This is a genomic window from Pseudoflavonifractor sp. 60 (genome assembly GCF_009911645.1).
Classification (GTDB): domain Bacteria; phylum Bacillota; class Clostridia; order Oscillospirales; family Oscillospiraceae; genus Lawsonibacter.
Map to the genome: position 1 here is coordinate 53,035 of NZ_QWKI01000001.1, position 24,476 is coordinate 77,510.

Annotated in this window: 26 protein-coding genes and 1 riboswitch; of the genes, 7 read left to right on the forward strand and 19 right to left on the reverse strand. The window is 57.8% G+C overall.

Features of this window, described 5'->3' with window-relative positions:
* The 5 genes from yajC to D1646_RS00320 form a co-directional block, all read right to left on the reverse strand.
* Positions 1–279, reverse strand: a complete 279-nt coding sequence (gene yajC / locus D1646_RS00300; RefSeq protein WP_160634498.1) for a preprotein translocase subunit YajC — start codon at positions 277–279, stop codon at positions 1–3.
* An 84-nt stretch (positions 280–363) separates the two neighbouring features.
* Positions 364–1,533: a tRNA guanosine(34) transglycosylase Tgt gene (gene tgt, locus D1646_RS00305; RefSeq protein ID WP_160634499.1), complete on the reverse strand. Its 1,170-nt coding sequence runs from the start codon at positions 1,531–1,533 to the stop codon at positions 364–366.
* 25 nt (positions 1,534–1,558) lie between these two features.
* Positions 1,559–1,816 carry a TfoX/Sxy family protein gene (locus D1646_RS00310; protein WP_160634500.1) on the reverse strand — a complete coding sequence of 86 codons (258 nt, stop codon included), beginning with the start codon at positions 1,814–1,816 and terminating at the stop codon, positions 1,559–1,561.
* A 13-nt stretch (positions 1,817–1,829) separates the two neighbouring features.
* Positions 1,830–2,861 (reverse strand): tRNA preQ1(34) S-adenosylmethionine ribosyltransferase-isomerase QueA, encoded by a 1,032-nt coding sequence (gene queA / locus D1646_RS00315; protein WP_160634501.1) that lies wholly within the window; start codon positions 2,859–2,861, stop codon positions 1,830–1,832.
* Between the two features lie 17 nt (positions 2,862–2,878).
* Positions 2,879–4,657 (reverse strand): SpoIID/LytB domain-containing protein, encoded by a 1,779-nt coding sequence (locus D1646_RS00320; protein WP_160634502.1) that lies wholly within the window; start codon positions 4,655–4,657, stop codon positions 2,879–2,881.
* Between the two features lie 72 nt (positions 4,658–4,729).
* A riboswitch (Lysine riboswitch) is annotated at positions 4,730–4,911 on the forward strand.
* Between the two features lie 164 nt (positions 4,912–5,075).
* On the opposite strand from D1646_RS00320, the gene asd reads away from it, so the two are divergent.
* The 5 genes from asd (at position 5,076) to D1646_RS00345 (ending at position 9,422) form a co-directional block, all read left to right on the forward strand.
* The gene (gene asd, locus D1646_RS00325; RefSeq protein ID WP_160634503.1) at positions 5,076–6,173 is read left to right on the forward strand and encodes an aspartate-semialdehyde dehydrogenase; all 1,098 of its coding nucleotides are present in this window, start codon (positions 5,076–5,078) and stop codon (positions 6,171–6,173) included.
* A gap of 60 nt (positions 6,174–6,233) precedes the next feature.
* A complete protein-coding gene (gene dapA, locus D1646_RS00330; RefSeq protein WP_160634504.1) occupies positions 6,234–7,121 on the forward strand; it encodes a 4-hydroxy-tetrahydrodipicolinate synthase in 888 nt (295 codons plus the stop codon).
* A 42-nt stretch (positions 7,122–7,163) separates the two neighbouring features.
* On the forward strand, positions 7,164–7,919 hold the full coding sequence (gene dapB / locus D1646_RS00335; RefSeq protein WP_160634505.1) for a 4-hydroxy-tetrahydrodipicolinate reductase: 756 nt from the start codon (positions 7,164–7,166) through the stop codon (positions 7,917–7,919).
* Positions 7,920–8,040: 121 nt separating this feature from the next.
* Positions 8,041–8,625, forward strand: coding sequence for a helix-turn-helix domain-containing protein (locus tag D1646_RS00340; RefSeq protein ID WP_160634506.1), 585 nt, complete (start codon positions 8,041–8,043; stop codon positions 8,623–8,625).
* A 53-nt stretch (positions 8,626–8,678) separates the two neighbouring features.
* Positions 8,679–9,422, forward strand: coding sequence for a tRNA threonylcarbamoyladenosine dehydratase (locus tag D1646_RS00345; RefSeq protein WP_160634507.1), 744 nt, complete (start codon positions 8,679–8,681; stop codon positions 9,420–9,422).
* A 206-nt stretch (positions 9,423–9,628) separates the two neighbouring features.
* On the opposite strand, the gene radA is transcribed toward D1646_RS00345, so the two are convergent.
* Entirely contained in the window at positions 9,629–10,999 is a 1,371-nt protein-coding gene (gene radA / locus D1646_RS00350) for a DNA repair protein RadA (RefSeq protein WP_160634508.1), read from the reverse strand.
* A 71-nt stretch (positions 11,000–11,070) separates the two neighbouring features.
* Positions 11,071–11,781 carry an N-acetylmuramoyl-L-alanine amidase gene (locus tag D1646_RS00355; protein ID WP_160634509.1) on the reverse strand — a complete coding sequence of 237 codons (711 nt, stop codon included), beginning with the start codon at positions 11,779–11,781 and terminating at the stop codon, positions 11,071–11,073.
* 146 nt (positions 11,782–11,927) lie between these two features.
* Between D1646_RS00355 and D1646_RS00360 the strand changes: the two genes are divergently transcribed.
* Entirely contained in the window at positions 11,928–12,461 is a 534-nt protein-coding gene (locus D1646_RS00360; protein ID WP_243153959.1) for a spore coat protein CotJB, read from the forward strand.
* A 1-nt stretch (position 12,462) separates the two neighbouring features.
* On the forward strand, positions 12,463–13,092 hold the full coding sequence (locus D1646_RS00365; RefSeq protein ID WP_160634510.1) for a manganese catalase family protein: 630 nt from the start codon (positions 12,463–12,465) through the stop codon (positions 13,090–13,092).
* Between the two features lie 137 nt (positions 13,093–13,229).
* Here D1646_RS00365 and D1646_RS00370 read toward each other — a convergent pair whose 3' ends face one another.
* The 12 genes from D1646_RS00370 to fba form a co-directional block, all read right to left on the reverse strand.
* Positions 13,230–13,943: an ABC transporter ATP-binding protein gene (locus tag D1646_RS00370; RefSeq protein ID WP_160634511.1), complete on the reverse strand. Its 714-nt coding sequence runs from the start codon at positions 13,941–13,943 to the stop codon at positions 13,230–13,232.
* On the reverse strand, positions 13,936–14,778 hold the full coding sequence (locus D1646_RS00375; protein ID WP_160634512.1) for an ABC transporter ATP-binding protein: 843 nt from the start codon (positions 14,776–14,778) through the stop codon (positions 13,936–13,938). The genes D1646_RS00370 and D1646_RS00375 overlap by 8 nt, the downstream gene beginning before the upstream one ends.
* Entirely contained in the window at positions 14,775–15,977 is a 1,203-nt protein-coding gene (locus D1646_RS00380; protein ID WP_160634513.1) for a branched-chain amino acid ABC transporter permease, read from the reverse strand. Before D1646_RS00380 ends, D1646_RS00375 begins: the two co-directional genes overlap by 4 nt.
* A 15-nt stretch (positions 15,978–15,992) precedes the next feature.
* A complete protein-coding gene (locus D1646_RS00385) occupies positions 15,993–16,868 on the reverse strand; it encodes a branched-chain amino acid ABC transporter permease (RefSeq protein WP_160634514.1) in 876 nt (291 codons plus the stop codon).
* A gap of 144 nt (positions 16,869–17,012) precedes the next feature.
* Positions 17,013–18,233, reverse strand: coding sequence for an ABC transporter substrate-binding protein (locus tag D1646_RS00390; protein ID WP_160634515.1), 1,221 nt, complete (start codon positions 18,231–18,233; stop codon positions 17,013–17,015).
* Between the two features lie 320 nt (positions 18,234–18,553).
* Positions 18,554–19,408 carry an SPASM domain-containing protein gene (locus tag D1646_RS00395; protein WP_160634516.1) on the reverse strand — a complete coding sequence of 285 codons (855 nt, stop codon included), beginning with the start codon at positions 19,406–19,408 and terminating at the stop codon, positions 18,554–18,556.
* A gap of 50 nt (positions 19,409–19,458) precedes the next feature.
* Positions 19,459–19,956 carry an amidase domain-containing protein gene (locus D1646_RS00400; RefSeq protein WP_160634517.1) on the reverse strand — a complete coding sequence of 166 codons (498 nt, stop codon included), beginning with the start codon at positions 19,954–19,956 and terminating at the stop codon, positions 19,459–19,461.
* A 56-nt stretch (positions 19,957–20,012) separates the two neighbouring features.
* Positions 20,013–20,786, reverse strand: coding sequence for a helix-turn-helix transcriptional regulator (locus D1646_RS00405; protein WP_160634518.1), 774 nt, complete (start codon positions 20,784–20,786; stop codon positions 20,013–20,015).
* Positions 20,783–20,908, reverse strand: coding sequence for a hypothetical protein (locus D1646_RS23590; protein WP_279279898.1), 126 nt, complete (start codon positions 20,906–20,908; stop codon positions 20,783–20,785). Before D1646_RS23590 ends, D1646_RS00405 begins: the two co-directional genes overlap by 4 nt.
* Positions 20,909–21,082: 174 nt before the next feature.
* Entirely contained in the window at positions 21,083–21,925 is an 843-nt protein-coding gene (locus tag D1646_RS00410; RefSeq protein WP_160634519.1) for an AraC family transcriptional regulator, read from the reverse strand.
* 106 nt (positions 21,926–22,031) lie between these two features.
* Positions 22,032–23,444, reverse strand: coding sequence for a hypothetical protein (locus D1646_RS00415; protein ID WP_160634520.1), 1,413 nt, complete (start codon positions 23,442–23,444; stop codon positions 22,032–22,034).
* 65 nt (positions 23,445–23,509) lie between these two features.
* On the reverse strand, positions 23,510–24,475 hold the full coding sequence (gene fba / locus D1646_RS00420; protein ID WP_160634521.1) for a class II fructose-1,6-bisphosphate aldolase: 966 nt from the start codon (positions 24,473–24,475) through the stop codon (positions 23,510–23,512).
* Position 24,476 lies beyond the last annotated feature (1 nt).

Here is a 24,476-nt window from a genome sequence, read left to right on the forward strand (position 1 = left end):
TTAGGCGGCGGGCTGCTCAGGGGCCACATTTTTGCTGGAGACGGCCCACTTGGTGAACTCGATGCGGACCCGGTCGGCGCTGGTCTCAATCACAATCGTGCTCTCGTTTACCTTGCAGATGGTGCCAACGATTCCGCCAATGGTGGTGATGACATCCCCCACCTTCAGAGAGTCACGCAGATTCTGTGCCTCTTTTTTCCGCTTGTTTTCCGGGCGGATCATAAAGAAGTACAGCATAGCGAACATCAGCACCATCATAATAATAAAATAAGGGTCCATAAAATTCTCCTCCACAGTTTAAAATCACGCTTGTCAATTATATTTCTCTTTGACACAGTGAACAATATTATAGCGGATAATTTTTCAGTTGACAAGCCCTTTTGGCAAATTTCTCTCATCCTCTTGGGCTGGCCGGCCCAGCAGGTCCGAATAGTTTGCCCGGAAGTCCTCAAAGGTCCTATTTTCCAGACTCTCCCGGATACGAGCCATCAGTTCATTATAGAAGTGAAGATTGTGGAGCACCGCCAGCCGCATGGCCAGCATCTCTCCCGCGGTGACTAAGTGGCGCAGGTAGGCCCGGGAGAAGGACCGGCAGGCGGGGCAATCGCAGGCGGAGTCGATGGGCCGGGGATCCAGCTTAAACTTTTCATTTTTGATGTTAATGGTCCCCTTCCAGGTGTACAGCTTGCCGTGGCGGGCGTTCCGGGCGGGCATGACGCAGTCGAAGAAGTCGATCCCCCGGGCCACCCCCTCAATGATGTTGGAGGGGGTCCCCACCCCCATCAGATACCGGGGCTTTTCCCAGGGCATATGGGGCTCCACCGCGTCGATGATGTCGTACATCACCTGGGTTGGCTCCCCCACCGCCAGCCCGCCGATGGCGTAGCCGTCGCAGTTCAGCTTGGCGATCTCGTCCATGTGCCACACCCGCAGGTCGGCATAGGTCCCCCCCTGGTTAATGCCGAACAACTGCTGTTGAGGATTCACGGTATCCGGCAGGGCGTTCAGCCTGTCATGCTCTGCAATACAGCGCTCCAGCCACCGAGCCGTCCGCTCACAGGAGGCTTTTACATACTCATAGGGAGAAGGGTTTTCTACACACTCGTCAAAGGCCATTGCGATGTCGCTGCCCAGGTTGGACTGGATTTGCATGGACTCCTCCGGGCCCATGAAGATACGCCGGCCGTCGATGTGGGAGGCGAAGGTAACCCCCTCCTCCTTGATCTTCCGCAGGCCGGACAAAGAAAAGACCTGAAAGCCCCCGCTGTCGGTGAGCATGGGGCCATCCCAGTCCATGAATCTGTGGAGGCCGCCCAGTTGACGCACCACTCCGTCCCCGGGACGTAGGTGAAGATGGTAGGTGTTGGACAGCTCCACTTGACAGCCGATTTCCTTCAAATCCTGGGCGGACACCGCGCCCTTTATGGCCCCCTGGGTCCCTACATTCATAAACACCGGTGTCTGGACCACCCCGTGGGCGCAGGTGAATACGCCCCGCCGGGCACGGCCCTCTTGTTTTAAAATTTCAAACACACAAAAACTCCTTTGTTATCCCTTATCATTTTTTCGAAAGACCATCAAAAAATGCCCGCAGCTCCGCCCTGCACTCCGGGGTCAGCTGGGTCTTGCGGACCCCCTGCACCGCCCCCTCCAGAGCGGTGAGCTTGTGGAAACAGGAATCCGGATCCCGGGCCTTCAGCCGCAGAAAGGCCATCTCAGTGCCCAGCCCCTTCAGCTCCTCCGAATCCCGAATTTCCACCTGGTTCAGCAGCCGGGACAGCTCCGGGCCGATGTTGGGCAGCCTGGTCAATTCCATAAAAGTACCTCCATCATTCAAAGTCGGCAATCATCATGGCATCGCCGAAGGAAAAGAACCGGTAGCGCTCCCGCACCGCCGTTTCATAGGCGTCCAGGACGTGTTCCCGTCCTGCCAGGGCGGACACCAGCATAATCAGCGTGGACTGGGGCAGGTGGAAATTGGTAATCAAGGCATCCAGGACCTTGAACTTATAGCCGGGGTAGATGAAGATATTGGTCCAGCCGGATCGCTCCGTTATGGTGCCGTCCTCCGCCGCAAAGCTCTCAATGGTGCGGCAGGAGGTGGTACCTACGCAGACGACCCGTCCCCCGTTTTTCCGGGTCTCGTTGATGGTGCTGGCGGTCTCCCGGGAGATCATGCAGAACTCGGAGTGCATCTCGTGGTCCTGGATATCCTCCGCCTTTACAGGGCGGAAGGTCCCCAGTCCCACATGGAGTGTAACGTAGCATACCTTTACACCCATTTCCCGTACCTGTTCCAGCAGTTCTGGAGTAAAGTGGAGCCCGGCGGTGGGCGCGGCGGCGGAGCCCGTCACCTTGGAGTAGACGGTCTGATACCGCTCCTGGTCCTGGAGCTCCGCCTTGATATAGGGCGGCAGGGGCATTTTGCCCAACTGCTCCAAAATCTCCAGAAAAATGCCCTGGTAGTGGAAGCGCACCGCCCGTTTGCCGTCCTCCAGCTCCGCCTCTATGGAAGCGGTGAGCTGTCCGTCTCCAAAAGACACCTGGACTCCCGGTTTCAGCTTGCGTCCAGGACGGACCAGGCACTCCCACAGGTTGTCCCCCTTGTCGGAGAGGAGGAGCACCTCGCAGGCGCCGCCGGTGGGACGGTGGCCGATGAGCCGGGCGGGCAGGACCCGGGAGTCGTTGAGGACCAGGCAGTCCCCAGGCCGCAGGAGGCTGGGCAGGTCGTAAAAATGCCGGTGGGCCGTGACTCCGGTGGTCTTGTCCAATGTGAGCAGACGGGAGGCGTCCCGCCGCTTTAAAGGGGTCTGGGCAATGAGCTCTTCGGGGAGCTGAAAATCAAAGTCAGAAGTTTTCAAGGGAATACATCCTTTATTTAGTAGTGTGTAACTTGGGTACCAGGAAAATAGAAGGTGACAATCTCGTCATAGGCAAAACCACGGCGGGCCATTGCGTTGGCGCCGTACTGGCTCATGCCCACCTGGTGGCCCCAACCGCCGCCGTTGAAGGTGTATGTACTGCCGGAGACGGTCACTGTCCCGCCCACCGGCTGGGTGACCGAGGACGTTCCTCCGCCGGTCTCCCCCGGTGTCTCCGTCTCCAGCTTGGACACTGTTCCAGCGCCAGAAATAGCATAGACTTCTCCGCTTACTTGAGATACCGTTCCAGTGCCAGAAATAATATATTTACCCTCCAGACTGTCTGCTCCGCCAGAGGGCTGGTCCTCAGGGACCGTCGGTGTTCCGGTTCCCGCTCCATTGACCGTAAAGCGGATGGACCTGACGTCAAATCTGCTGCGGATGTAACTGGCGCTGATGGTGTTGCTTTGGCCGTTGGCCCAGTGGACCACTACTTGAATCACATTGCCCAAGGGAGAATAGGTCAGATCCAGCCGGTCCACCGAGGTGCTGGTACCCAGGCCGCTCTTTTGCAGCTGCTTGGTCAGCTGGGCGGTGGTGTAAGTTACGGTCCAGGGGGACATGGCGTTGCGGTCGTCCAGGTCAGCCTCGTAGGGGTCCACAACCCCCCGGAGATAGGGGTACTCGTTGACGGTGTCCGTTCCCCAGATGTTTTTGGCGTCTTCGCTGGCCCCGCCAAAGCTGGAGACATAAAAGACATCTGCGACCCTACCGTTGTATTTGACCACCATCCCAGCCGTCTCGTCCACTGCACGCATACTGGTCTCGCTGGGGCCGTAGTCCTCCTTTCCGCTGCCCATGCCGTGGTAGACCTGGCAGTAGTCAGAGGGACAGATATCAAACCCATAGTCGTTGTGCTTTCCCAAATTGCCCATCACATAGGTGCGAGCGCAGACGGCCTGGGCTTTCAGCGCCTCCAGGGGCCAGTCCCGGCCCATCTCATAACAGACCACACCGTTGATATAGTCCTCCAGCTCCAGCACATTGACTACCGACAGATTTCCGCCGGTGCGCCGGAAGTACTGAAAGCCCCCCCGGTACTTGTACCCGGCGAACCAGGTGCGCACATCCGCCGCCCCGGTGACGTCGGGCAGAATGCCCAGCTTGCCCGAGGCGCCGCAGTCGTACTGGAACAGGATCTGATTACTGCCCGTTCTGACCACGTTCATCCCATAGGCGCTGGTCCACACCACCTGAGCCCCCTCAGGCAGACCGGCCAGCGCGGCCTGGGCCTCCGCATTGGTGCCGTAGGCCCCCACCCGTACCTGATATGCCCCGTCGATCCAGGCCGGAAATCCGCCGCTGTAGCGGTTAGCCTCCGCCTGAACGGTGTCATAGGTGTAGCTGCCGGGGATTTGAACATGGTAGCATCCCACCAGAACATTGCTGGTGATGGAGGAGTAGTAGCCCTGCTTCCCCCCCGAGGTGCCCCAATACAGGTTTTGGGTCTTGAGTACTGCCACCTGGATGACGCTGGGGTCGGTGCGGGCCAGCTCCACAAAGTTCAGGCTGCTGTCAAAATAGCCGAAGCGGTAGCCGCTGCCGTGCCCCTCGCTGTTGTTGCTTTCCAGGTAGGCGGCCTCCAGCTCCCCGGTGGGGACGTGGCTGTTGGAAGAGGCCAGCCCAACCCGTATAACCACCTCGCCGTTCTGGTTGAGGGTTGCCGCACTGGCACAGGTGACGCTGAGACACACCGCCAGGACGGTGGCGGTAAGCTGTATCAATCTTTTGCCCATAATATACTCCATTTCTCCGGTTTCTTCTATGTTTATTCTATTGACAACCCATCAGAGGCCGTGGTACGATATCAAAAAGATAGAGGTTGCGGCTTACATCAGTAAGCATGGTCAGGGTACCGGTCCCCGTTTCAGCCATGCCGAAAGGGAGGGCCGCCGAAGGGTCTGTCCCGCCGGCAGGACGGGTCCTGGTCGTCTGGTGAACAATCAGCCGACTGTCATCAGTACGAAACTGATGGAGCGCTGTCTGTTTTTGTGGATATTTTGCCGGGGCCTCCTCCGACATTATAGTACAAAATCAGCCGCTTGAAAAGCCGCTGATTTATTTTTTTCAATGATCTAAGAATTTGCAACGGAAATCATCTATTTTTGCACCAGGACATAGAATGAACCTGGACAGATTATGGAGGGAATCAAAATGGAAAAATATAAAGTAGGCATTATCGGCGCCACCGGCATGGTGGGTCAGCGCTTTGTTACACTGATGGAGAACCACCCTTGGTTCCAGCTTACCGCTCTGGCAGCCAGTCCCCGCTCCGCTGGAAAGCCCTATGAACAGGCGGTTTCCCACCGCTGGGCCATGAAGTCCCCCATTCCGGAGGAGGCCAAAAATTTGGTTGTCATGGACGCCCAGGCCGATGTGGAGAAGATCGCCGGCATGGTGGACTTTGTCTTCTGCGCAGTGGACATGAAGAAAGAGGAGATCAAGGCCCTGGAGGAGCGCTACGCCAAGGCCGAATGCCCTGTGGTGTCCAACAACTCTGCCAACCGCTGGACGGAGGACGTGCCCATGGTGGTTCCTGAGCTGAACCCCCAGCACATTGAGATCATCCACGCTCAGCGCAAGCGTCTGGGTACCAAACGAGGCTTTATTGCGGTGAAGTCCAACTGCTCCATCCAGAGCTACACTCCCCTGCTCACCCCCCTGATGAAGGCGGGCTATGAGATTGACAGCGTCCTGGCCTGTACCTACCAGGCCATCTCCGGCGCGGGCAAGACCTTTGAGCGCTGGCCTGAGATGGTGGACAACCTGATCCCCTACATCGGCGGCGAGGAGGAGAAGAGTGAGCAGGAGCCCCTAAAGGTCTGGGGTCACATTGAGGGCGGCAGGATCGTCAAGGCCGCTGGTCCCGCCATCACGACCCAATGCCTGCGGGTCCCTGTGTCCGACGGCCATACCGCCGCCGTGTTTGTCCGCTTCAAGGAGGGTAAGAGGCCCACTGAGGAGCAGATCAAGGAGATTTGGAAGAGCTTCAAGGGCCGGGCCCAGGAGCTGGAGCTTCCTTCCGCCCCCAAGCAGTTCATCCACTACTTTGAGGATCCCGACCGGCCCCAGGCCCACACCGAGCGGGAGTTGGAGGGCGGCATGGCTATCTCCGCCGGACGCCTCCGCCCCGACACCCAGTACGACTATAAGTTTGTCGGCCTGAGCCACAATACCCTCCGGGGAGCCGCCGGCGGCGGTGTCCTGCTGGCCGAGCTGCTGTGCGCCGAGGGGTATATCGACCGCAAATAAGATGTTCATCTCCCCTGCGGGTGATGTTGAGTATTGCTATATAGGAAAGGATGCTGATCTATGAGAACACCTGTCTTTACCGGTTCCTGCCCCGCCCTGGTAACCCCCTTCGACGAAAACGGAACCATCAACTACGACGCCTTCGGCAAGCTGATCGACGCCCAGATTGAGGCCGGTGTGGACGCCGTCTGTGTCTGCGGCACCACTGGCGAGTCGGCCACCATGTCCATCCGGGAGCACATCGCTGCGGTGGAGTTCTGCGTTAAGCGGGTTGACCACCGGGTGAAGGTCATTGCCGGCGCGGGAAGCAACGACACCTCCGCCGCCGTCTACCTCTCCCAGCACGCTCAGGACTCCGGGGCCGACGCCCTGCTCCACGTAACCCCCTACTACAACAAGGCCAGCCAAACCGGCCTTATCAAGCACTACGAATACATCGCTGACCGCACCGAGCTGCCTATTATCCTGTACAACGTGCCCGGGCGCACCGGCGTGTCCTTCACCGCCGACACCTACAAGGTCCTCTCCGCAAATCCCAAAATCAACGGCGTGAAGGAGGCCAGCGGCAATTTCTCCCTGCTGGCCCACACCCGCTGCCTCTGCCCTGACGACTTCTACATCTGGTCGGGCAACGACGACCAAGTGGTCCCCATGATGTCCCTGGGAGCCAAGGGCGTTATCTCGGTGGCCTCCAACATCATCCCTGAGGTAATGGTAAAGATGAGCCATCTGTGCCTGGAAAACGACTTTGCCGCCGCCTCCCAGCTCCAGATCAAGTATATGGACCTGATCGACGCCCTCTTCTGTGAGGTCAACCCCATTCCCATCAAGGCCGCTATGAACCTGATGGGCATGGAAGCCGGCTCTCTGCGCCTGCCCCTGTGCGATATCTCTGAAAAGAATTTGGCCGTTCTCCGTGCCTCCATGGAGCGGATGGGCCTGCTGTAATCTGCTTTTCTCCCAAAGTCCCTATGAAACGAGGAATCAATTATGCTAAAGATAATCATCTCCGGCTGCAATGGCCACATGGGCAGAGTGGTCGAGGCGCTGTGTCAGGCTGACCCTGCTGTGGAGGTCTGCGCCGGATTTGACGTGATGGGAAGCGCTGACCGGGATTTTTCTGTGTACACCTCCCCCGCCCAGTTCACCGGCGAGGCGGACGCAGTGATCGATTTTTCCTCCCCTGCCGCCCTGGACGGCCTGTTGGAATTTGCGAAAGAGCGGCATATCCCTCTGGTGCTGGCCACCACCGGCTACTCTCCGGAGCAGGTAGCTCAGGTGGGCGCCGCCGCACTGGAGGTTCCCATTTTTCGGTCCGCCAATATGTCCCTGGGTATCAACGTACTGCTGGAGCTGGTGAAAAAGGCCGCCGCTGTTCTGGGAGACAGCTGCGATATTGAGATTGTGGAGCGCCACCACCGCCGCAAGGTGGACGCCCCCTCCGGCACCGCCCTGATGATCGCCGATGCGGCGGCGGAAAGCTGTGGCCACGAGACGGAGTATGTCTTTGAGCGCCACTCGGTACGTCAACCCCGGGACAAGAAGGAGATCGGCATCTCCGCCCTCCGCGGGGGCACCATCGTGGGCGAGCACGAGATCATTTTTGCCGGTCACGACGAGGTGATGGAGATCAAGCACACCGCCTATTCCCGGGAAATCTTCGCCCAGGGAGCGGTGGAGGCCGCCAAGTTCATCGCCAGTGTGGAAAAACCCGGCCTGTACGACATGAGCTGTCTTGTAAAATGAGCAAAACCGCCTCTGATTATTTTAGCAGAGGCGGTTTTCTCTCCCTGCGTCAGCAAACTCTACGGAGCGGCGATTGCTTTTTCTTTGGAAATCCGTTATTCTCTTTCCAGGAGGTGAGGACATGGACCAAGTAAAAATTGGAAAGCTCATCCGCGCCCTGCGCACCCAGAAGGGGTTGACCCAAAAGGCTCTGGCTGAGGCTGTGGGTGTGGGCGACAAGGCGGTAAGCAAATGGGAGCGCGGCCTTGGCTGCCCGGACCTGTCCCTCCTTCCAGAACTGTCAAGGGCTCTGGATGTAGGACTGGAGGCGCTGCTCTCTGGCGAACTAGATGCCAATGGCCCGGAAAGAGGAAATATGAAGAAATTACACTTTTATGTATGTCCCCATTGCGGCAATTTTATAACTGCCGCCAGCGAGGCGAGCGTGACCTGCTGTGGAAAGACGCTCCACCCCTTAGAATCCCAGAAGGCTGCGGGAGAAGAAAAGCTGTCGGTAGAGAAAATCGACGACAGTTGGTTTCTCTCCTCTCCCCACCCCATGACAAAGGAGCACTATATTTCCTTTGCAGCCCTGCTCACAGGAGATACGCTGTTCCTGCGGCGTCTCTATCCTGAATGGGACTTTCAGACACGCATTCCCTGTCTTGGACATGGGAGCTTGTTGTGGTACTGCACCCGGCATAGGCTGTTCCAACAGAACATTTAGCTTCGCATTTCTTTATTTGGAAGAAATGGCATATTTGAAGGAGTCGATTCAAAATGTCTGACCAATTCATCCGAACCCGGCTGCTGGTGGGAGATGGACCTTTGGAGCGGCTAAAAAGGGCAAGGGTCGCTGTCTTCGGCGTAGGCGGCGTGGGCGGCTACGCCGTTGAGGCTCTAGCGCGGTCAGGTATAGGTGCTTTACACCTTTACGACGACGACACCGTGTCCGAAAGCAATCTGAACCGGCAGATTGCCGCCCTCCACTCCACCTTGGGCCAGCCCAAAGCAGAGGTAATGGCCCGGCGGGTTCAGGATATCAATCCAGACTGCCAGGTCAAGGCCGTTCAGTTGTTTTACCTCCCCCAAACCGCCAGTCAGGTGGACTTGTCCCAATACGACTACGTGGTGGACTGCATCGACACAGTAACCGCGAAATTGGAACTGGTGACAAGGTGTAACGCCTTACAGGCAAAAATCATCAGCGCCATGGGGACAGGCAACAAATTTGACCCCTCTGCTCTAGTGGTCACCGACATCTCCAAGACTCAGGGCTGTCCTCTGGCCCGCACCATGCGCAAGGAACTGCGCAGGCGGGGAATCAACCACCTGAAAGTGGTCTACTCCACTGAGCTGCCAACTCATCCTCTGCGGCCCGCTGAATCGGAGACCCCAGAGACTTCCAAGACGCGCCCTGGCTCCACCGCCCGCCGGGATACGCCGGGCTCTACCCCCTTTGTTCCCGCCGCCGCCGGTCTGCTGCTGGCTGCCGAGGTGACCCGAGAAATTGGCTTAGCTTAAAAAATGATACCGTGCCTGCTGGCACGGTATTTTTTCGCATTTCCAGGAGACACTAGCGTTTTGAGAGGAGAGATATTACAATGAGCCTCATTGCCTGCACTGATCCATGTGTGTATCAAAAGGACGGCTACTGCTCTCTGTCCCGGGCCGCCTCCTCCGGTGAGTTGGGACACTCCGGGTGTGTCAACTTTGTTCCGGTGCGCGGTTCACAGCAAAGCGGCCATAGCTTCCCGGATGTTGGTGACCCGGATCAGCTCTAGCCCATCAGGAACGGTCAGTTTTCCCTGGCTTCTCCTTGGAATCATACACTTTGTAAAGCCTAAACGCTTTACCTCTGCCAGCCTCTGTCCCAGTGCGCTGGCCGCCCGCAGTTCACCGGTGAGACCCACTTCACCGATGGCTGCCAAGTCGTGGGGAACGGGTTTATCACGGAAACTGGAGGCCAGCGCCAAAATAGCAGCTAAATCGGCGGCCGGCTCCTCCAGATACAGTCCGCCAATCACGTTAATGTAGGCGTCGCAGTTCCCCACCATCAGACCGCCCCGCTTCTCCAGCACCGCCAGCAGCAGCATAGAGCGGCTGTAGTCAAAGCCGTTGCTAACCCGCCGGGGATTTCCCAGACTGGAGGGCACCACCAGCGCCTGGATTTCCGCCAGTACCGGCCTGGCGCCCTCCATCACACAGGTGACACAGGTCCCCGGCGTTCCAGTGGGGCGTCCGGCCAGCATAGCTTCGGAGGGATTGGGTACCTCAGTGAGACCGCCATCCTCCATCTCGAAGACGCCGATTTCATTGGTGGCCCCAAACCGGTTCTTGGCCGCCCGGAGAATGCGGTAGGCCATATGCCGCTCCCCCTCAAAGTAGAGAACACAGTCCACCATATGCTCCAGCACCTTGGGGCCGGCTATAGACCCCTCCTTATTCACATGGCCAATGACAAAAACAGTTATATTTTCCCCTTTGGCAAGTTGCATTAGTGTCAAGGTGCATTCCTTTACTTGGCTTACGCTGCCTGGGGCGGAAGCCACATCCCCGTGATAGAGGGTCTGAATGGAGTCCACAATGAGTACGTCGGGCTGGAGCTGGTGGACCGCATCTGTCATATTTTCCAGATTGGTCTCCGCCAGCAGATACAGCCCCTCACCACGCACCCTCAGCCGCTCTGCCCGCAGCTTGATCTGCCGCTCCGACTCTTCCCCGGATACATACAGAACCTTGGCAAAACGGCACAGATTGTCGCAAATTTGCAGCATGAGGGTTGATTTGCCAATACCCGGCGCACCGCCTACCAGCACCAGGGACCCCTTCACTGCGCCGCCGCCCAGTACCCGGTCCAGCTCCCCCATACCGGTGGCAAATCGCAGTTCGTCGGTGGTCTCTACCTCCTTCATGGGCTTAGGACGGTTTACCGCAATCCCCAGGGCAGAACCTCCCTTCGCCGGCGCAGTCCGCTTGGGCGCTTTCTCCGCCGGACGCTCTTCGATGGTGTTCCACGCCCGGCACATGGGACACTGCCCCTGCCACTTGGGAAACTCATTGCCGCACTGGGTACAGTAAAACAGAGTTTTCGATTTCATCTTTTTTCCTCTATCTTATGTAATTTGGTTCTCCTGCATATTGTACCAGCACTGACGAAAAATGTAAAGAACTAGCTTGCAGTTTCCCCCGCAGTCAGCCAGGCGGCGGCAATGACGGCGGCCAATTGACGCTGATAGCTGTCGTCCCGCAGAAGGGCCTCCTCCTCTGGATTGGTGAGAAATCCGCACTCAATGAGGATAGCCGGACAGGTAACATGGTTCATAATGTAGACTGTATCCGGGATTTGTTTGACCGCCCTCTCGTTATCTTGCTGGAGGGCGGCTTTAATGCTGCTCTGAACATGCTCCGCCAGTTCCCTGGAGTGCTCAGTGGGGGCGTAAAAGACATGAGCGCCGTGGTATTTGCCGCTGGGATAGGTGTTCTGGTGGATGCTCAGCAGGGTGCCTCCCTCAACCCCCTCCACAGCCGCCACACGATTTTTCAGGTCGGACCGCTTCTTCTCCCGGAGGGTCTCCGCGCTGCTGTCGTGAAGGGAGATATCCTCCTCCCGGAGCAGGATGGGGTCCACTCCATACAGCCCCAGCACATCCCGCAGCTTCAGTACAATGGCCAGGTTGATCTGGCTCTCTGGTGTGCCGGTGAGGGAAACTGCGCCTCCGTCCTCTCCCCCGTGGCCCGCGTCCAGCACCAGCGGTCTGGTCTGCCGGACCGCCGCCGGTTCCATGGCCGTCTCCATCAGATGGTTCAGCCTGCCCAAAGCCAGAGCCAGCAAAATCATCGTTCCCAGCAGCGCCCCGGCAAGCAGGACTCCTTTTTTCATATGACCACCTCCTCCTTATCCTATGGAGGCGGCGGATTTGGTATGCGTGTACCCATTGGGCGGCAGGCTCATAGAATGGACTGAGGGGGACTCTGTGCGCTCCCCGCGCCCGTCCTCCTTTTATTGAATGAAGGAGGGAATTTCCCTTGTTGATTGAAGGTAACGGCTCCCGACCCGTGAGCGGAACTCTGAACGGAACCGCAAACGGGACTATGAACGGGACCAATAATGGGTCACAAACTACACAGGCCAGCTGTCCAGACGCCAACGGTACGCTTCCGTGCTGTGCGGGCCTGGCGGTGCCCTATGTGCCCTTCCAGCAGAACAACCCCCAAAAATATTCCCAGTCCGAGGCGCTGAGCAACGGAACCCTCTTCCCCGGGTTGAATCTGCCCTTCCGCCTGGCTGTGGATGGCTCCACCCTGCCCTCCACCCCACTGGCTGAGCTCCAGGCTTTGGAGTTTGTGGTGCTGGAGCTGAACCTCTACCTGGACACCCACAAGGATGATACCGAGGCGTTCCGTCTGTTCCAGCAGTTTTCCGCCATGGAAAAAGCGGCCAGAGCAGCCTATGAGGCAAAATACGGTCCCATAACTCAGCAGACCGCCGCCACTGGCGACAGCTATCAGTGGCTGTCCGACCCATGGCCCTGGAATTACGGGCAGAATGAGGTGAATTAGAATGTTTCATTATGAAAAAAAACTGCAATTCCCGGTGAAAATTACCACCCCAAACCCAAAGCTGGCCGCCTTTATCATTAGCCAGTACGGTGGACCTGACGGCGAGCTGGGGGCCTCCATGCGCTACCTCTCCCAGCGTTACTCTATGCCCTTTGCCGAGGCCAAGGGATTGCTTACCGACATCGGTACAGAAGAACTGGGCCATATGGAAATGGTGGCCGCCATTGTCCATCAGCTGACCCGGGACCTCTCCGATGAGGAAGTCCGTGCCAACCCCACCTTCGCCCCCTACTTTGTGGACCACACCACCGGTGTCTACCCCACCGCAGCCTCCGGCTTCCCCTGGACCGCTGCCTCTATTCAGTCTACCGGCGATGTCATCGCTGATTTGACTGAGGACTTGGCGGCAGAACAGAAAGCTCGACTTACCTATGACAATATTTTGCGGCTGTCCGATGACCCAGATGTAAACAATGTGATCCGTTTCCTGCGTGAGCGGGAGATTGTTCACTTCCAGCGCTTTGGCGAATGTATCCGCCTGTGCAAGGAGAAGATGGACGCCCCCAACATTTATCTTTCCAATCCGGCCTTTGACAAGACTCAGCCCGCCAACACCAGATCCCGGGGCTGAACACAAAAAGGAACTGCAAAAACAAGCTCAGGGCCGCTCCAATGAGAGCGGCCCTGGGTTGATGCAGTTCATCCAAAAAATATGGGGCGATCTCTTTTGGAGGCTGCCCCATATATTTTCTGTGGGCTTTCCCCCACTCATTTTTTGTGCTTGCCCAGATAGGCCTCTTTGACCTTCTCGTCAGCCAGCAGCTCTGCGCCGGTCCCGGACAGCGTGATATTCCCTGTTTCCAGCACGTAAGCCAAGTCTGCAATCTTCAGCGCCATATTGGCGTTCTGCTCAATCAAAAGAATGGTGACCCCCTGCTTGTTGATTTCTCTTATGATGGAAAAGATATCCTGAACCACCAGGGGAGCCAGTCCCAGAGAAGGCTCATCCAGCATCATCAGCTTAGGACGGGACATAAGAGCCCGTCCCACCGCCAGCATCTGCTGTTCTCCGCCGGACAGAGTGCCCGCCAGCTGCCAGCTGCGTTCCTCCAGCCGTGGAAAGAGGGAGTATACCCACTGAATATCCTTTTCGATCTCCCCCTTATCCTTGCGGAGATAGGCGCCGATTTTTAAATTCTCCAGCACCGACATATCAGGAAATACCCGCCGTCCCTCCGGACTCATGGCAATGCCAGCACTGATGATTCGGTCGATGGGTTTGCCCAGCAGCTCCTCTCCATTCCATTGGATGGAGCCCGACTGAGCTTTCACCAGGCCGGTGATGGTGCGCAGCGTGGTAGATTTGCCCGCCCCGTTGGCGCCAATCAGGGTTACAATCTTGCCGTCGGGGACCTCCAGAGAGATGCCCCGCAGGGCCTGAATGCCGCCGTAGGCCACATGGAGATTTTCAATTTTAAGCATCTTCTGCAACCCCCAAATAGGCGTCAATGACGCGCTGATTATTCTGAATTTCCTCCGGTGTACCTTTGGCGATCAGCTTGCCGAAGTCCAGCACATAGATACGGTCGGAAATGTCCATCACCAAGTCCATGTGGTGCTCAATGAGGAATACGGTCAGGTGGAAGCTGTCCCGAATTTCCCCGATGAAGGCGGTCAGCTCGTTGGTCTCCTGGGGGTTCATGCCGGCGGCGGGCTCGTCCAGCAGCAGCAGCTTGGGGTCGGTGGCCAGGGCCCGGGCGATCTCTAGCCGGCGCTGCTTGCCGTAGGGCAGCGAGGTGGCCAGCTCGTCCTTCACGTCGTACAGCCCCACCGTCTCCAAAAGCTCCGCAACCCGCTCCCGCTGCTCCTGCTCCTCCTTGTGGTTCATGCGGAGGGATGCGGCCAAAAAATTGGTATGGGTACGGCAGTGCATGGCGATAAGCACATTTTCGAACACCGACTGGCTCTTCCACAGCCGGATATTCTGGAAGGTGCGGGCCATCCCCATCTGCGTAATCTTGTCAGGAGTGGGGGCCAGCACCTGGGTGTACTCCCCTCCGTGCTCCCCTTTGTAGAGCTTCTTCATTCTGCCCTGGGGGTGGTTCTCCACAATCTTCTTCCCCTGAAACCACACCGCCCCGTTGGTGGGCTGGTATACGCCGGTGACCACATTGAAGGCGGTGGTCTTGCCCGCGCCGTTGGGGCCGATAAGGGCCACAATCTCCCCCTCGTTGATCTCAAGGTTCAGATTGTCCACGGCCACCACACCGCCAAACTGCATAGTGGCGTTTTCCACCTTTAAAATGTTCTCGCTCATTTGGCTGCCTCCTTCCTGGTACGCCTTTTCAGCAGGTCGGGCAGCTCCTTGTCGCCCATAATGCCCTTACGGAAGAAGAGCACGATAATCATAATGATAATGGAGAATACCACCATCCGGAAGCCGGCCCGCAGGAAGGGCAGCTTGACTCCGCCAATGACGGTCTCACTGTCCAGAAAGCGCAGCCACCATTCGGAACAGGCCACATAGAGGAAGGTGGCCAGGACGCTGCCGGAGATGGAGCCGATGCCGCCGATGACCACAATCAGCAAAATCTCATAGGTCATAGTGGTGGTGTACACCTTGGCCTGGGCGTTGGTGACAAACATGGCGAACATGGCCCCGCTGACCCCGGCGAAGAAGGCGGAGGTGCAGAAGGAGAGCATTTTGTGCTTGGCCAGATTGATGCCCATGGCCTCGGCGGCGGTCTCATCCTCCCGAATCGCCTTGAAGGCCCGGCCATAGGTGGAGTTGATCAGCAGGCAGATCATGGCGATACAGATGGTCGAGATCAGGAACGGGAAGAAGGTGGCCAGCCGCAGAACCACCTTGCCGCTGGCGTCGGTGATGTTGAAGCTGGAAAAGGTGGGAAAGCTCTTTATCATGTTCGCGCCGTTGGTGACGGGGCCCAGAGCCTGCCACTGGAACACGGCCTTAATGATCTCTGCGAAGCCCAGGGTTGCAATGGCCAGGTAGTCGCTCTTCAGGCGGAGAACCGGCAAGCCAATGAAATAGGCAAACATGGCGGCCACACAACCGGCCAGTATCATGGCAATCATTACGCCCAGCCCCATGCTGACCGCTCCCCCGACCCCCTCGGTGCCGAAGATGGAGCCAAACATATCCTGGAAGGAGAAGTTGACAGCGGAGCCGCCGTAGAGGTAGTACACTGCCGCCCGGTCAGCCACAGGAACGGACAGGATGGCGTAGGTATAGGCGCCCAGCAGCATGAAGCCCGCCTGCCCCAGGGAAAACAGGCCGGTAAAGCCGTTAAGCAGGTTCATGGACACTGCCGCCAGTGAGTAGACCGCCCCCTTCTTCAGCACGGCAAAGAGCTGGCTGGTGGGCTTCAGCACATTGGGCACGCTGTCCTGAGGAAGCATCACGCAGATATTTTCCAGCAGGATGATGCCGCACAACATGACCACGCAGGCCAGCAGGGCCATATATGCGCCCTTTTTATTCTTCTGTTGTACCATAAAAACGCCCCTCCCTTACACTTTGTCGGTGACTTTTTCACCGAAGAGTCCGGTGGGTTTCAGCACCAGAATGAGAATCAGCAGCGCAAAGGTACCGGCGTCGGAGAAAACGGTAAACTCTGTGCTTTTGATGACATTTTCACAGATGCCAATGATGAAAGCGCCCACCACCGCCCCAGGGATGGAGCCAATACCGCCCACCACTGCCGCCACAAAGGCCCGCAGTCCGGGCAGTGCGCCGGCGGTGGGGGTGATGGCCTGGAAGTTGGTGAAGTAGAGCATGGAGCCCACTGCCGCCAGGGCGGAGCCGATGATAAAGGTAATGGAGATGATGGTATTGATGCGGATACCCATAAGCTGAGCGGTTTCAAAGTCCTTGGCCACAGCCCGCATAGCCATTCCTGTCTTGGTGTGGTTAATCAGCTGGGTCAGGGCAACCACCAAAAGCAGCACCAGGAACGGTGTGAGAATGGTAACCCACTTGGTAGAGGTACCGGCGATTTTCACCGTATCCGACAGGAAGGGAATCACCGGGTAGGTCATAGGCTGTCCGCCGGTGATATAGGTGGCGGTATTTTGGATTAAATAGCTGACACCGATGGCGGAGATCATTACCGACATTCTGGGGGCGGAGCGCAGAGGCTTGTAGGCGGCGCGTTCGATACAGAAGCCCAGCAGCACAGTGAACACCAGCACCAGGGGCATGGACAGGTAGAGGGGCATACTGGCGGTCAGGTAGATGCCCAGCAGACCCGCCACCATAAACACATCGCCGTGGGCGAAGTTAATCAGCCGCAGGATACCGTACACCATGGTATAGCCGATGGCGATCAGCGCATACTGCCCGCCCACGGAGATTCCGGAGATCAACACGGAAATGGCAAATTCCAAAGCGGGGTCCTCCCTTGCATAGTTTTTTAAACAAATTGGGCTGTCTTGAAAAGGGCCGGGTGCGACCCCTTTCAAGGCAGCCCATCCGGTTTTCCCCGGCGGAGTACAATGCTCCGCCGGGGAAATATGGGGGTGATTGTTTGCTTAGCCGGCCTGCTGAACGGTCTCCAACTCCCAGGCCCCGGTGTTGGTGGAGTGCTTGATATAGGCAGTGTCGCGGACGGCGTCGCCGCCGTCGTCAAAGGCGATGTCGCCAGACACGCCGGTGTAAGTGACGCTGCCCAGCGCGGCCTTGATGGCGGCGGGGTCGGCGGAACCAGCGGCCTTAATTGCCTCCAGAGCCACATAGTAGGCATCGTAGCCCATAGCGGTCACAGCGGCGATGGTGTCATTGCCGCCGTTGGCGTCCTTGGCAGTGGAGTTGCTGTTGATATAGTTCTTGATGCCCTCGTCAAAGGCGGGAGCGCCGCCCTCCTGATAGAAGGTGGAGACGTACAGCTGAATACTGGTGCCGTTGGCGGCATCCAGAACCATGTTGTCATCCAGGGTGTCGGAGCCCAGGAAGGGAGCGGTGATGCCCAGGGACTCGGCCTGGGTTATGATCTGGGTTGCGTAGGCGATGGACACAGGGGTAAAAATGACGTCTACGTTCTCAGCCTTGGCCTTGTTCAGGTAGGAGTTGAAGTCGGAGTTGTTGGTGGGGAAGGAGTCCTTGATGACCTTGCCGCCGTTGGCGGTAAAGATCTGCTCAAAGAAGGCAATAAGGCCCTGGTCATACTCGTTGCCCGTCTCGCCCAGGCAGTAGGCGGTCTTTGCCCGGAACTTGTCCATGGCGAAATTGGCCAGCACCTGAGCCTGGAAGTTGTCCAGGAAGCAGATACGGAAGTAGTGGTCGTTGCCGGCGGTGACATTGGGGTTGGTGCAGGTCACACCCATAGCGGCGATCCCGGCCTCTTTAAAGGTGTCGCTGGCGGCCATGGACACGCCGGAGCCGTAGGAGCCCAGGACGATGGCCACATTCTGCGCCACCAGATCAGCGGCGGCGGAGGGGGCCTTGTCGGTGGTGGAGCCGTTGTCGGAGAGGACCAGCTGGACGGTATAGGTCTCGCCGCCTACCTCTACCGTGGGAGTCTCGGAGTTGGCGAACTGCATACCCAGAGTCTCCTTCTTGCCGCCGGAAGCGGAGTCGCCGGAGGCGGGCTCAAAGACGCCGATCTTAATCACCTTGTCACCGGCGGGAGCGGGATTGCTGGCACCGGAGGCGTTGCTGCCGCCTCCATTGCTTGAAGCGCCGTTGCCGCCACCGCAGGCGGCCAGGCTCAGGACCATTGCAGAGGCCAGAGCCAGGGAAAGAAGTTTTTTCATTTTATTCCTCCTAATCTTACGAGGACCTTCCGGTCCAGGGTAATATGAAGATTTTACGGGATTTTTCTCTGCTTTTCAAGGCTCATAATTCACAGAAAGTTTTCCTATCCGCCCCGGCTTCAGCCCATTTCAGACCATTTCACTGTTACAAGTGTCCACTGTATATGGACGCGTCCAAAATTATCTCCTATTATTGCGGTCACTTGTCCACTAGACAAGGACATCCCTCTTGGTTATTTTGCCGAAGTCCCCCCGACTCTATTTCGCCTTTTTACTCCTTTTTTGCATAAATTTTCCACTTCCAGCCGGCCGCCTACCCGCTATCTCTGAAAACGCCTGGCAAATCCACACCGGCGGCACAGCTTCTCTTGTGCCCTGCCCTGGGAAAAGCCGTCGTAGATGGCTCGGGCTCGGGGACTGTTCAAGATTTCCTCCAAAGTCTGTTCTTGCAGATTGCCCAGAGGAATGTCTCCCTCGTGGTCCAGACAGCAGGGTACCACTGTCCCGTCACACAATACCCCCACCTGGTCCCGCAGGCCATAACAAAAGGTGGGGCTGTCCTCCTCCGGCGTGGACAAGTCGGGCCAGTCGAATTTCTCCCCCCACTCCAGAAATACGTTGGGAGCCAGCGTTGTGCCCCGGCGGCCCTCCTTCCAGGGTTTGGGAAAAGATGCCTCCAAAGCCGCCAGGATAACTTCATTCTGAGCATTGGCCCCCCAAGTGTCTGCTCCGTCCAGGTTCCACAGCCGCAGAGCGCACTTCTTTCCGGCAGCAGAGGCGTTTCTTCCAAAGCAGATACATTGCTTTAGATAGTCCTCCAACCCCTCTCCCTCGTTGCCCTCGAAGGAGTGGAGGGAAATGCTGACCTTCTCCACCGCCGGGCTGGCATAGAGCAGTTCTCCCCGCCGGGAAAGCAGGGTACCGTTGGTGGTGACCATAACCCGAAATCGGAGCTCCCCTGCCAGGTCCAGCAGCCCGGCCAGTTCAGGGTGCAGCAGGGGTTCCCCCATAAGATGGAGGTACAAATATTCTGTGTGGGGCCGCAGTTTTTCCCCATAACGCTTAAAATCCATGACCGAGAGCAGACCTGCCGGACGCCGGGTCCCAGGGCAAAATGCGCAATTCAGATTACATTGGTTGGTAATCTCCAAATAGGCCTTTTTCAGTTGCCGCACTGGCTTCCCCTCCCTTTTGTACCACATCCTACCACATAAGCTCCCCCCGGTCAATGATTAGCCCCCAGGATGTGGAGAAACCGGGCCTGTGCGATGGGGTAAGTAGACAGGGGCCGGTAGTCGGCGTCCTCCGTGTGTGCGGCTACTAGGATATTGTCCAGAGAGATGGGACTGCCCACCGCCACAATCACTGGGTTGTGGGCGAAGGGACCTGGCACAAAGCGCAATTGGACAAAATCGCCGGGCTGGACCTCCTCCATGGAGGTCTCCACGCCCACCGGACCGGGCCCCTCCTTCTTGCGGGTCAGGAAATTGTAGAAAAAAGGGACCCCTGTCCAGGCGGGGGCGCGGCTGTACTGGCTGTTGTAGTACCAGCCAAAGGTGGGGGTGTAGTTCATCACGCCGGTACCGGCATAGAGACACTGGGAGGCGAAGTTGGTACAGTCGCCCCCCAGTTCATCAAAGTTGTAAAAATCAGGATTCCGATGGTAGGCCCAGCGGTGCGCGTAGGACACCGCCGCCTGGCGGTCGTAGGGCTGAAGTGTCATAGGGAAAACCTCCTTGTTTCCCCTATTCTATGCGGTTTGACAAGGGAAAGTGCTTGTCAGCCTAACACCCACTGGATCAGGTTCCGGACCCACCCCCACATGTGGGGAAACTCCTGTTTCACCAGACCCCAGGTCTCCTCTACCGTATAGCCGCTCCCCGGCAGGATGGAAAACCAACCCGACGCCTCATTCGTTCCAACCCCAATATGTCCGTAGGCAGAGCCGCCAATGGCAAGACCGCCGGACCATGCGCCCCCGCCTACGGCCAGATAGTTGGAGAAGGCGCCGCCGCCCATGGCAAGCCACTGTCCCACAGCGCATCCGCCTACTGCAAAGCCGCCTATAGCCAGACCGCCCAGAGCCGCCAGCCCTACACTGACGCCGCCAACGGCCAAGAGCACTCCCGCGCTGACTCCACCCAGAGAGATCAGTCCTAGGGAACTACCGCCAATGGCCACCGCTCCTACAGCGAAGTTTCCAATCGCAATGACGCCTCTGGCCAGCTGGGGACCAACACCCAGACGGATGTGGATCAGCGGCAGGCCAAATACCTTTACAGGACTGATATACTCATAATACACGCCCAGGAACCGGATGCCGGAGCTTTGATAAGAGACAGTCTGAAAGTTCTCCTCCTCCAGCCCCACCAGCTGGTCGATGGACATTTGGAACAGCCTGGACAGCTCCATCAGCTTCCCCAGCTCTGGTGTACTCTGACCCATTTCCCACTTGGACACCGTCTGCCGGGTCACACCAATTTTACTGCCCAGCTCCTCCTGAGACCAACCCCGCTGCTTGCGCAGGGTCATTAAGTGTTCCGCAAAATTCATGGGATATCCCCCTTAAAATTGATATTATGATTTTCTCTTTTTTGCCCAGCAGCTTTGTTGATCCACAGGTCAAGAAAGATGTCTGCAATATCTGCAAGCATATCAATTATAAAGTCAAACATATGATTACCTCCTAAGGGTCCACCCCCTCTATGCTTCTAACATAGCAGATTTTTCTCCCTGGCGTCAACCCAATGCCCTTGGAAATTTGTCAACTAAAATTAACATAGACGAAAAAGCCCCAGCGGACAAGTCCGCCAGGGCCATTAGGTCAACAAAAACTAGATTTTATTTACCTATTTCTTCTGAATGGGCAGCCAAACTTGAAATGCGGCTTTTTCTGCTCCAGGCTGCGATAGATAGACCTCAATATCCGGCGCCTGGGCCCACTCGTAGCCTGAGTCGGGCAGCCACTCGGTCACAATACGCCGCTCCAACTCCTGAATCGCCATGGGCGCAGGGCCCTCCCCGGAAAACACCGCCCATAGCGCGGCGGGGACGGTCCACTCGCTCATCCCCTCGGAAACCGGCGCGTCAGAAGCCACTGAAATAAAGTAAAAATTCTCCTCCAGATGACAAGTGGAAACACCTAACACCCCTTGCAACTGAGGGCCCATCAGGGGAATCAGTTCTCCCAGCCGGGGGCCCGTCTCCGCCCAAAACTTCGGAACCACCTGAAAGCTCTCCTCCTGCTCCGCAGGAATCGGGACCCGGAACCCGATAATCCGAAAGGCGTCCCGCTGCACAATTTGATACTCCATTTCAACATCTCCTTTGAGCACAAATTTGAAGCGAATACGCGGAAAGACTTTTAGATTTACACCATCTTGTTTTGCAAGGGATGGCGCCACTCCGTGAACTGCTTGAAAGGCCCGGTTGAATGCGGTGGGAGAGTCGTAGCCATAGCGCAGGGCCACATCCAGGACCCTCTCCCCTCCCCGCAGTTCTGCGGCAGCCCAGGTCATGCGGCGGCGGCGGATGTACTCCTTCAGCGGAACCCCGGCCAGATAGGAGAACATCCTCTGAAAGTGGTAGGCGGAGCACCCGGCAAGCCGCCCCAGTTCCTCCGTCCGAATATCCCCATCCAGATTCGCCTCCAGATAGTCCAACGCCTCATTCCAGTTTTGTAACCCATCCATGGTACTCACTCCTTTTCCTCAGGATACCCGATGTTGGTTCCATTGTCCTCTCATTTTCCAGACGGCTTTAACGAGCTTGAAAATCGCGGAACAGCTGCCGCAATCTTCAAAATTCCCCATAGGGCACAAATTGGAAGCTCACATCCCAGGGCTCCTCCCGATAAACCAGATAGCAGATATCCCCCTTCACTGCCTGCTCATTGACCGCCCAGCCAGGAAAGGGCACCAGCGGAAGGGTCATCTCCTTCACTCCCTGGGCCGCTTGAGCCCGGGCGCTGTCCAGCCGCTGGTGGTACACCGCAAAATTGGCGCCATAGACTCCGATCAGCACCACACAGGCCAGCAATCCAGGGACCCAGGCCAGCCGCAGAAACGAAACGCCTCCCACCTCCCGCCACAGCAGGGCGGCGATCACCACCAGTATCACGTAGCTGGGAAAGAGGTTTCGGGACTCCACCGGGGAGACCACCAGCAGCGGCCCGTTGAGGGCACACAGAGCCAGTACCCCGGCGACCACCTGGAACCGGGTCCGCCCGCCCTGCCACAGCGCCAGCATGACGACCCAGAGCCCTGCCAGGAGGCAGGCCAGCAGCAGGCGTTTTGTCGTATAGCTCCCATAGCCCCGGACGCAGTCCCGCAGGGTGTCGGCGATGCACACCAGATGGATGGGGGCCAGCACTGCCGCCCAGGGCTTCCAGGCACTCCCCTGCCGCCGCAGCAGCAACACCAGCAGTACGCTGATAAGTGCTGTCACCGCCGCCGGGCGGATTAGGGCGTCGGTCATAATGACGGTAAGGTTGCGCTGAATCAGCTCCAGCCCCATGGTCCGGGTGTCGCTGTTCACTTGGGCGTAGCCGGGGCTGGTAAACATCACCAAGGTCCCCAGAACCGCCCCCAGCCCAGCGGCCAGGGCGGCTGTCCGGCGGCTCTGGTCCCGGAGAAGTATGCAAAGGAAAAATACTATACAGCTTAGGCACAACAGGATGGTCACCGGCTCCAGAAAGAGACAGCAGCACAGCGTGAGCAAAAAACAGGCCCAGGGCGCGGGCCGCTCTCGGTTCAGCAGCTCCAGCAGAATCAAAATACCAATCATAGGCAAAAGGTAATTCACAAACCCCGCCCCCCAGGAGTAGACCTGCTGCCAGATACCTCTGGGGGCCAGGACCACCAGGGAGAAGGCCAGGGCGACGCCCCCCTCCCCCCTGTCCGAGAACCGGCGTCCCAGCAGCAGGGTCAGCCCCGCCAGCGCCCCTCCAAACAGCAGTCCCCGCAGGAAGCCGAAGGGAGTAAAGTACAGCTTGCCCTGGAGTACGCCCAAAAAATTACCTAGATACCGTCCATTGGCGGGTACCCCTACCACGGGCATTCCCTCTGTAATAGGCCGTGTGAGCAGCATATCCCGCAGGGAGGCGAAGTGCCAGTAAACAAAATAGCAGTCGTCACATTCAGGAACAAAGAGCAGCCCCAGCAAGAAAAAGAATCCCAGCAGCAAAACCGGACGCAGGCGGCAGCGTTTCATATGCCTTTCCTCCTATTAGAAAAAGGTTCCCGCCCCTTGCGGAGCGGGAATCAAAAGTTTTAAAATCAGGCCTTGCCGTCGCAGCCCAACACGTTGATGAGCTTGTGCTTGACCAGCTCCTTGATGTTGGCGCGGGCGGGCTTGAGATACTCGCGGGGGTCGAACTTGTCGGGGTGCTCGTTGAAGAACTGGCGGATGGTGCCAGTCATGGCCAGACGCAGGTCGGAGTCGATGTTGATCTTACACACGGCGCTGCGGGCGGCCTGGCGCAGCTGCTCCTCGGGGATGCCAACGGCGTCGGGCATCTTGCCGCCGTTCTCGTTAATCATCTTCACGAAGTTCTGAGGCACGGAGGAGGAGCCATGGAGCACGATGGGGAAGCCGGGCAGACGCTTGACCACCTCGTCCAGGATGTCGAAGCGCAAGGGCGGGGGAACCAGCTCGCCCTTCTCGTTGCGGGTACACTGGGCGGCGGTGAACTTGTAAGCGCCGTGGCTGGTGCCGATGGCAATGGCCAGAGAGTCGCAGCCGGTCTTGGAGACGAACTCCTCCACCTCTTCCGGACGGGTATAGGAGGAATCCTCAGCGGAGACCTGGACCTCGTCCTCCACGCCGGCCAGGCTGCCCAGCTCGGCCTCTACCACCACGCCGTGGTCGTGAGCGTACTCAACCACCTTCTTGGTGATTTCGATGTTCTCAGCGAAGGGCTTGGAGGAAGCGTCGATCATGACGGAAGTAAAGCCGCCGTCTACGCAGGACTTACAGGTCTCAAAGCTGTCGCCGTGGTCCAGGTGAAGGCAGATGGGCAGGCCGGTCTCAATGATGGCGGACTCCACCAGCTTCACCAAGTAGGTGTGGTTGGCATAGGCGCGGGCACCCTTGGAAACCTGAAGAATCAGGGGGGCGTTGACCTCCTTGGCAGCCTCGGTAATGCCCTGGACGATCTCCATGTTGTTGACGTTGAAAGCGCCGATGGCGTAACCGCCGTTATAGGCCTTCTTAAACATCTCGGTAGTAGTAACAAGGGGCATG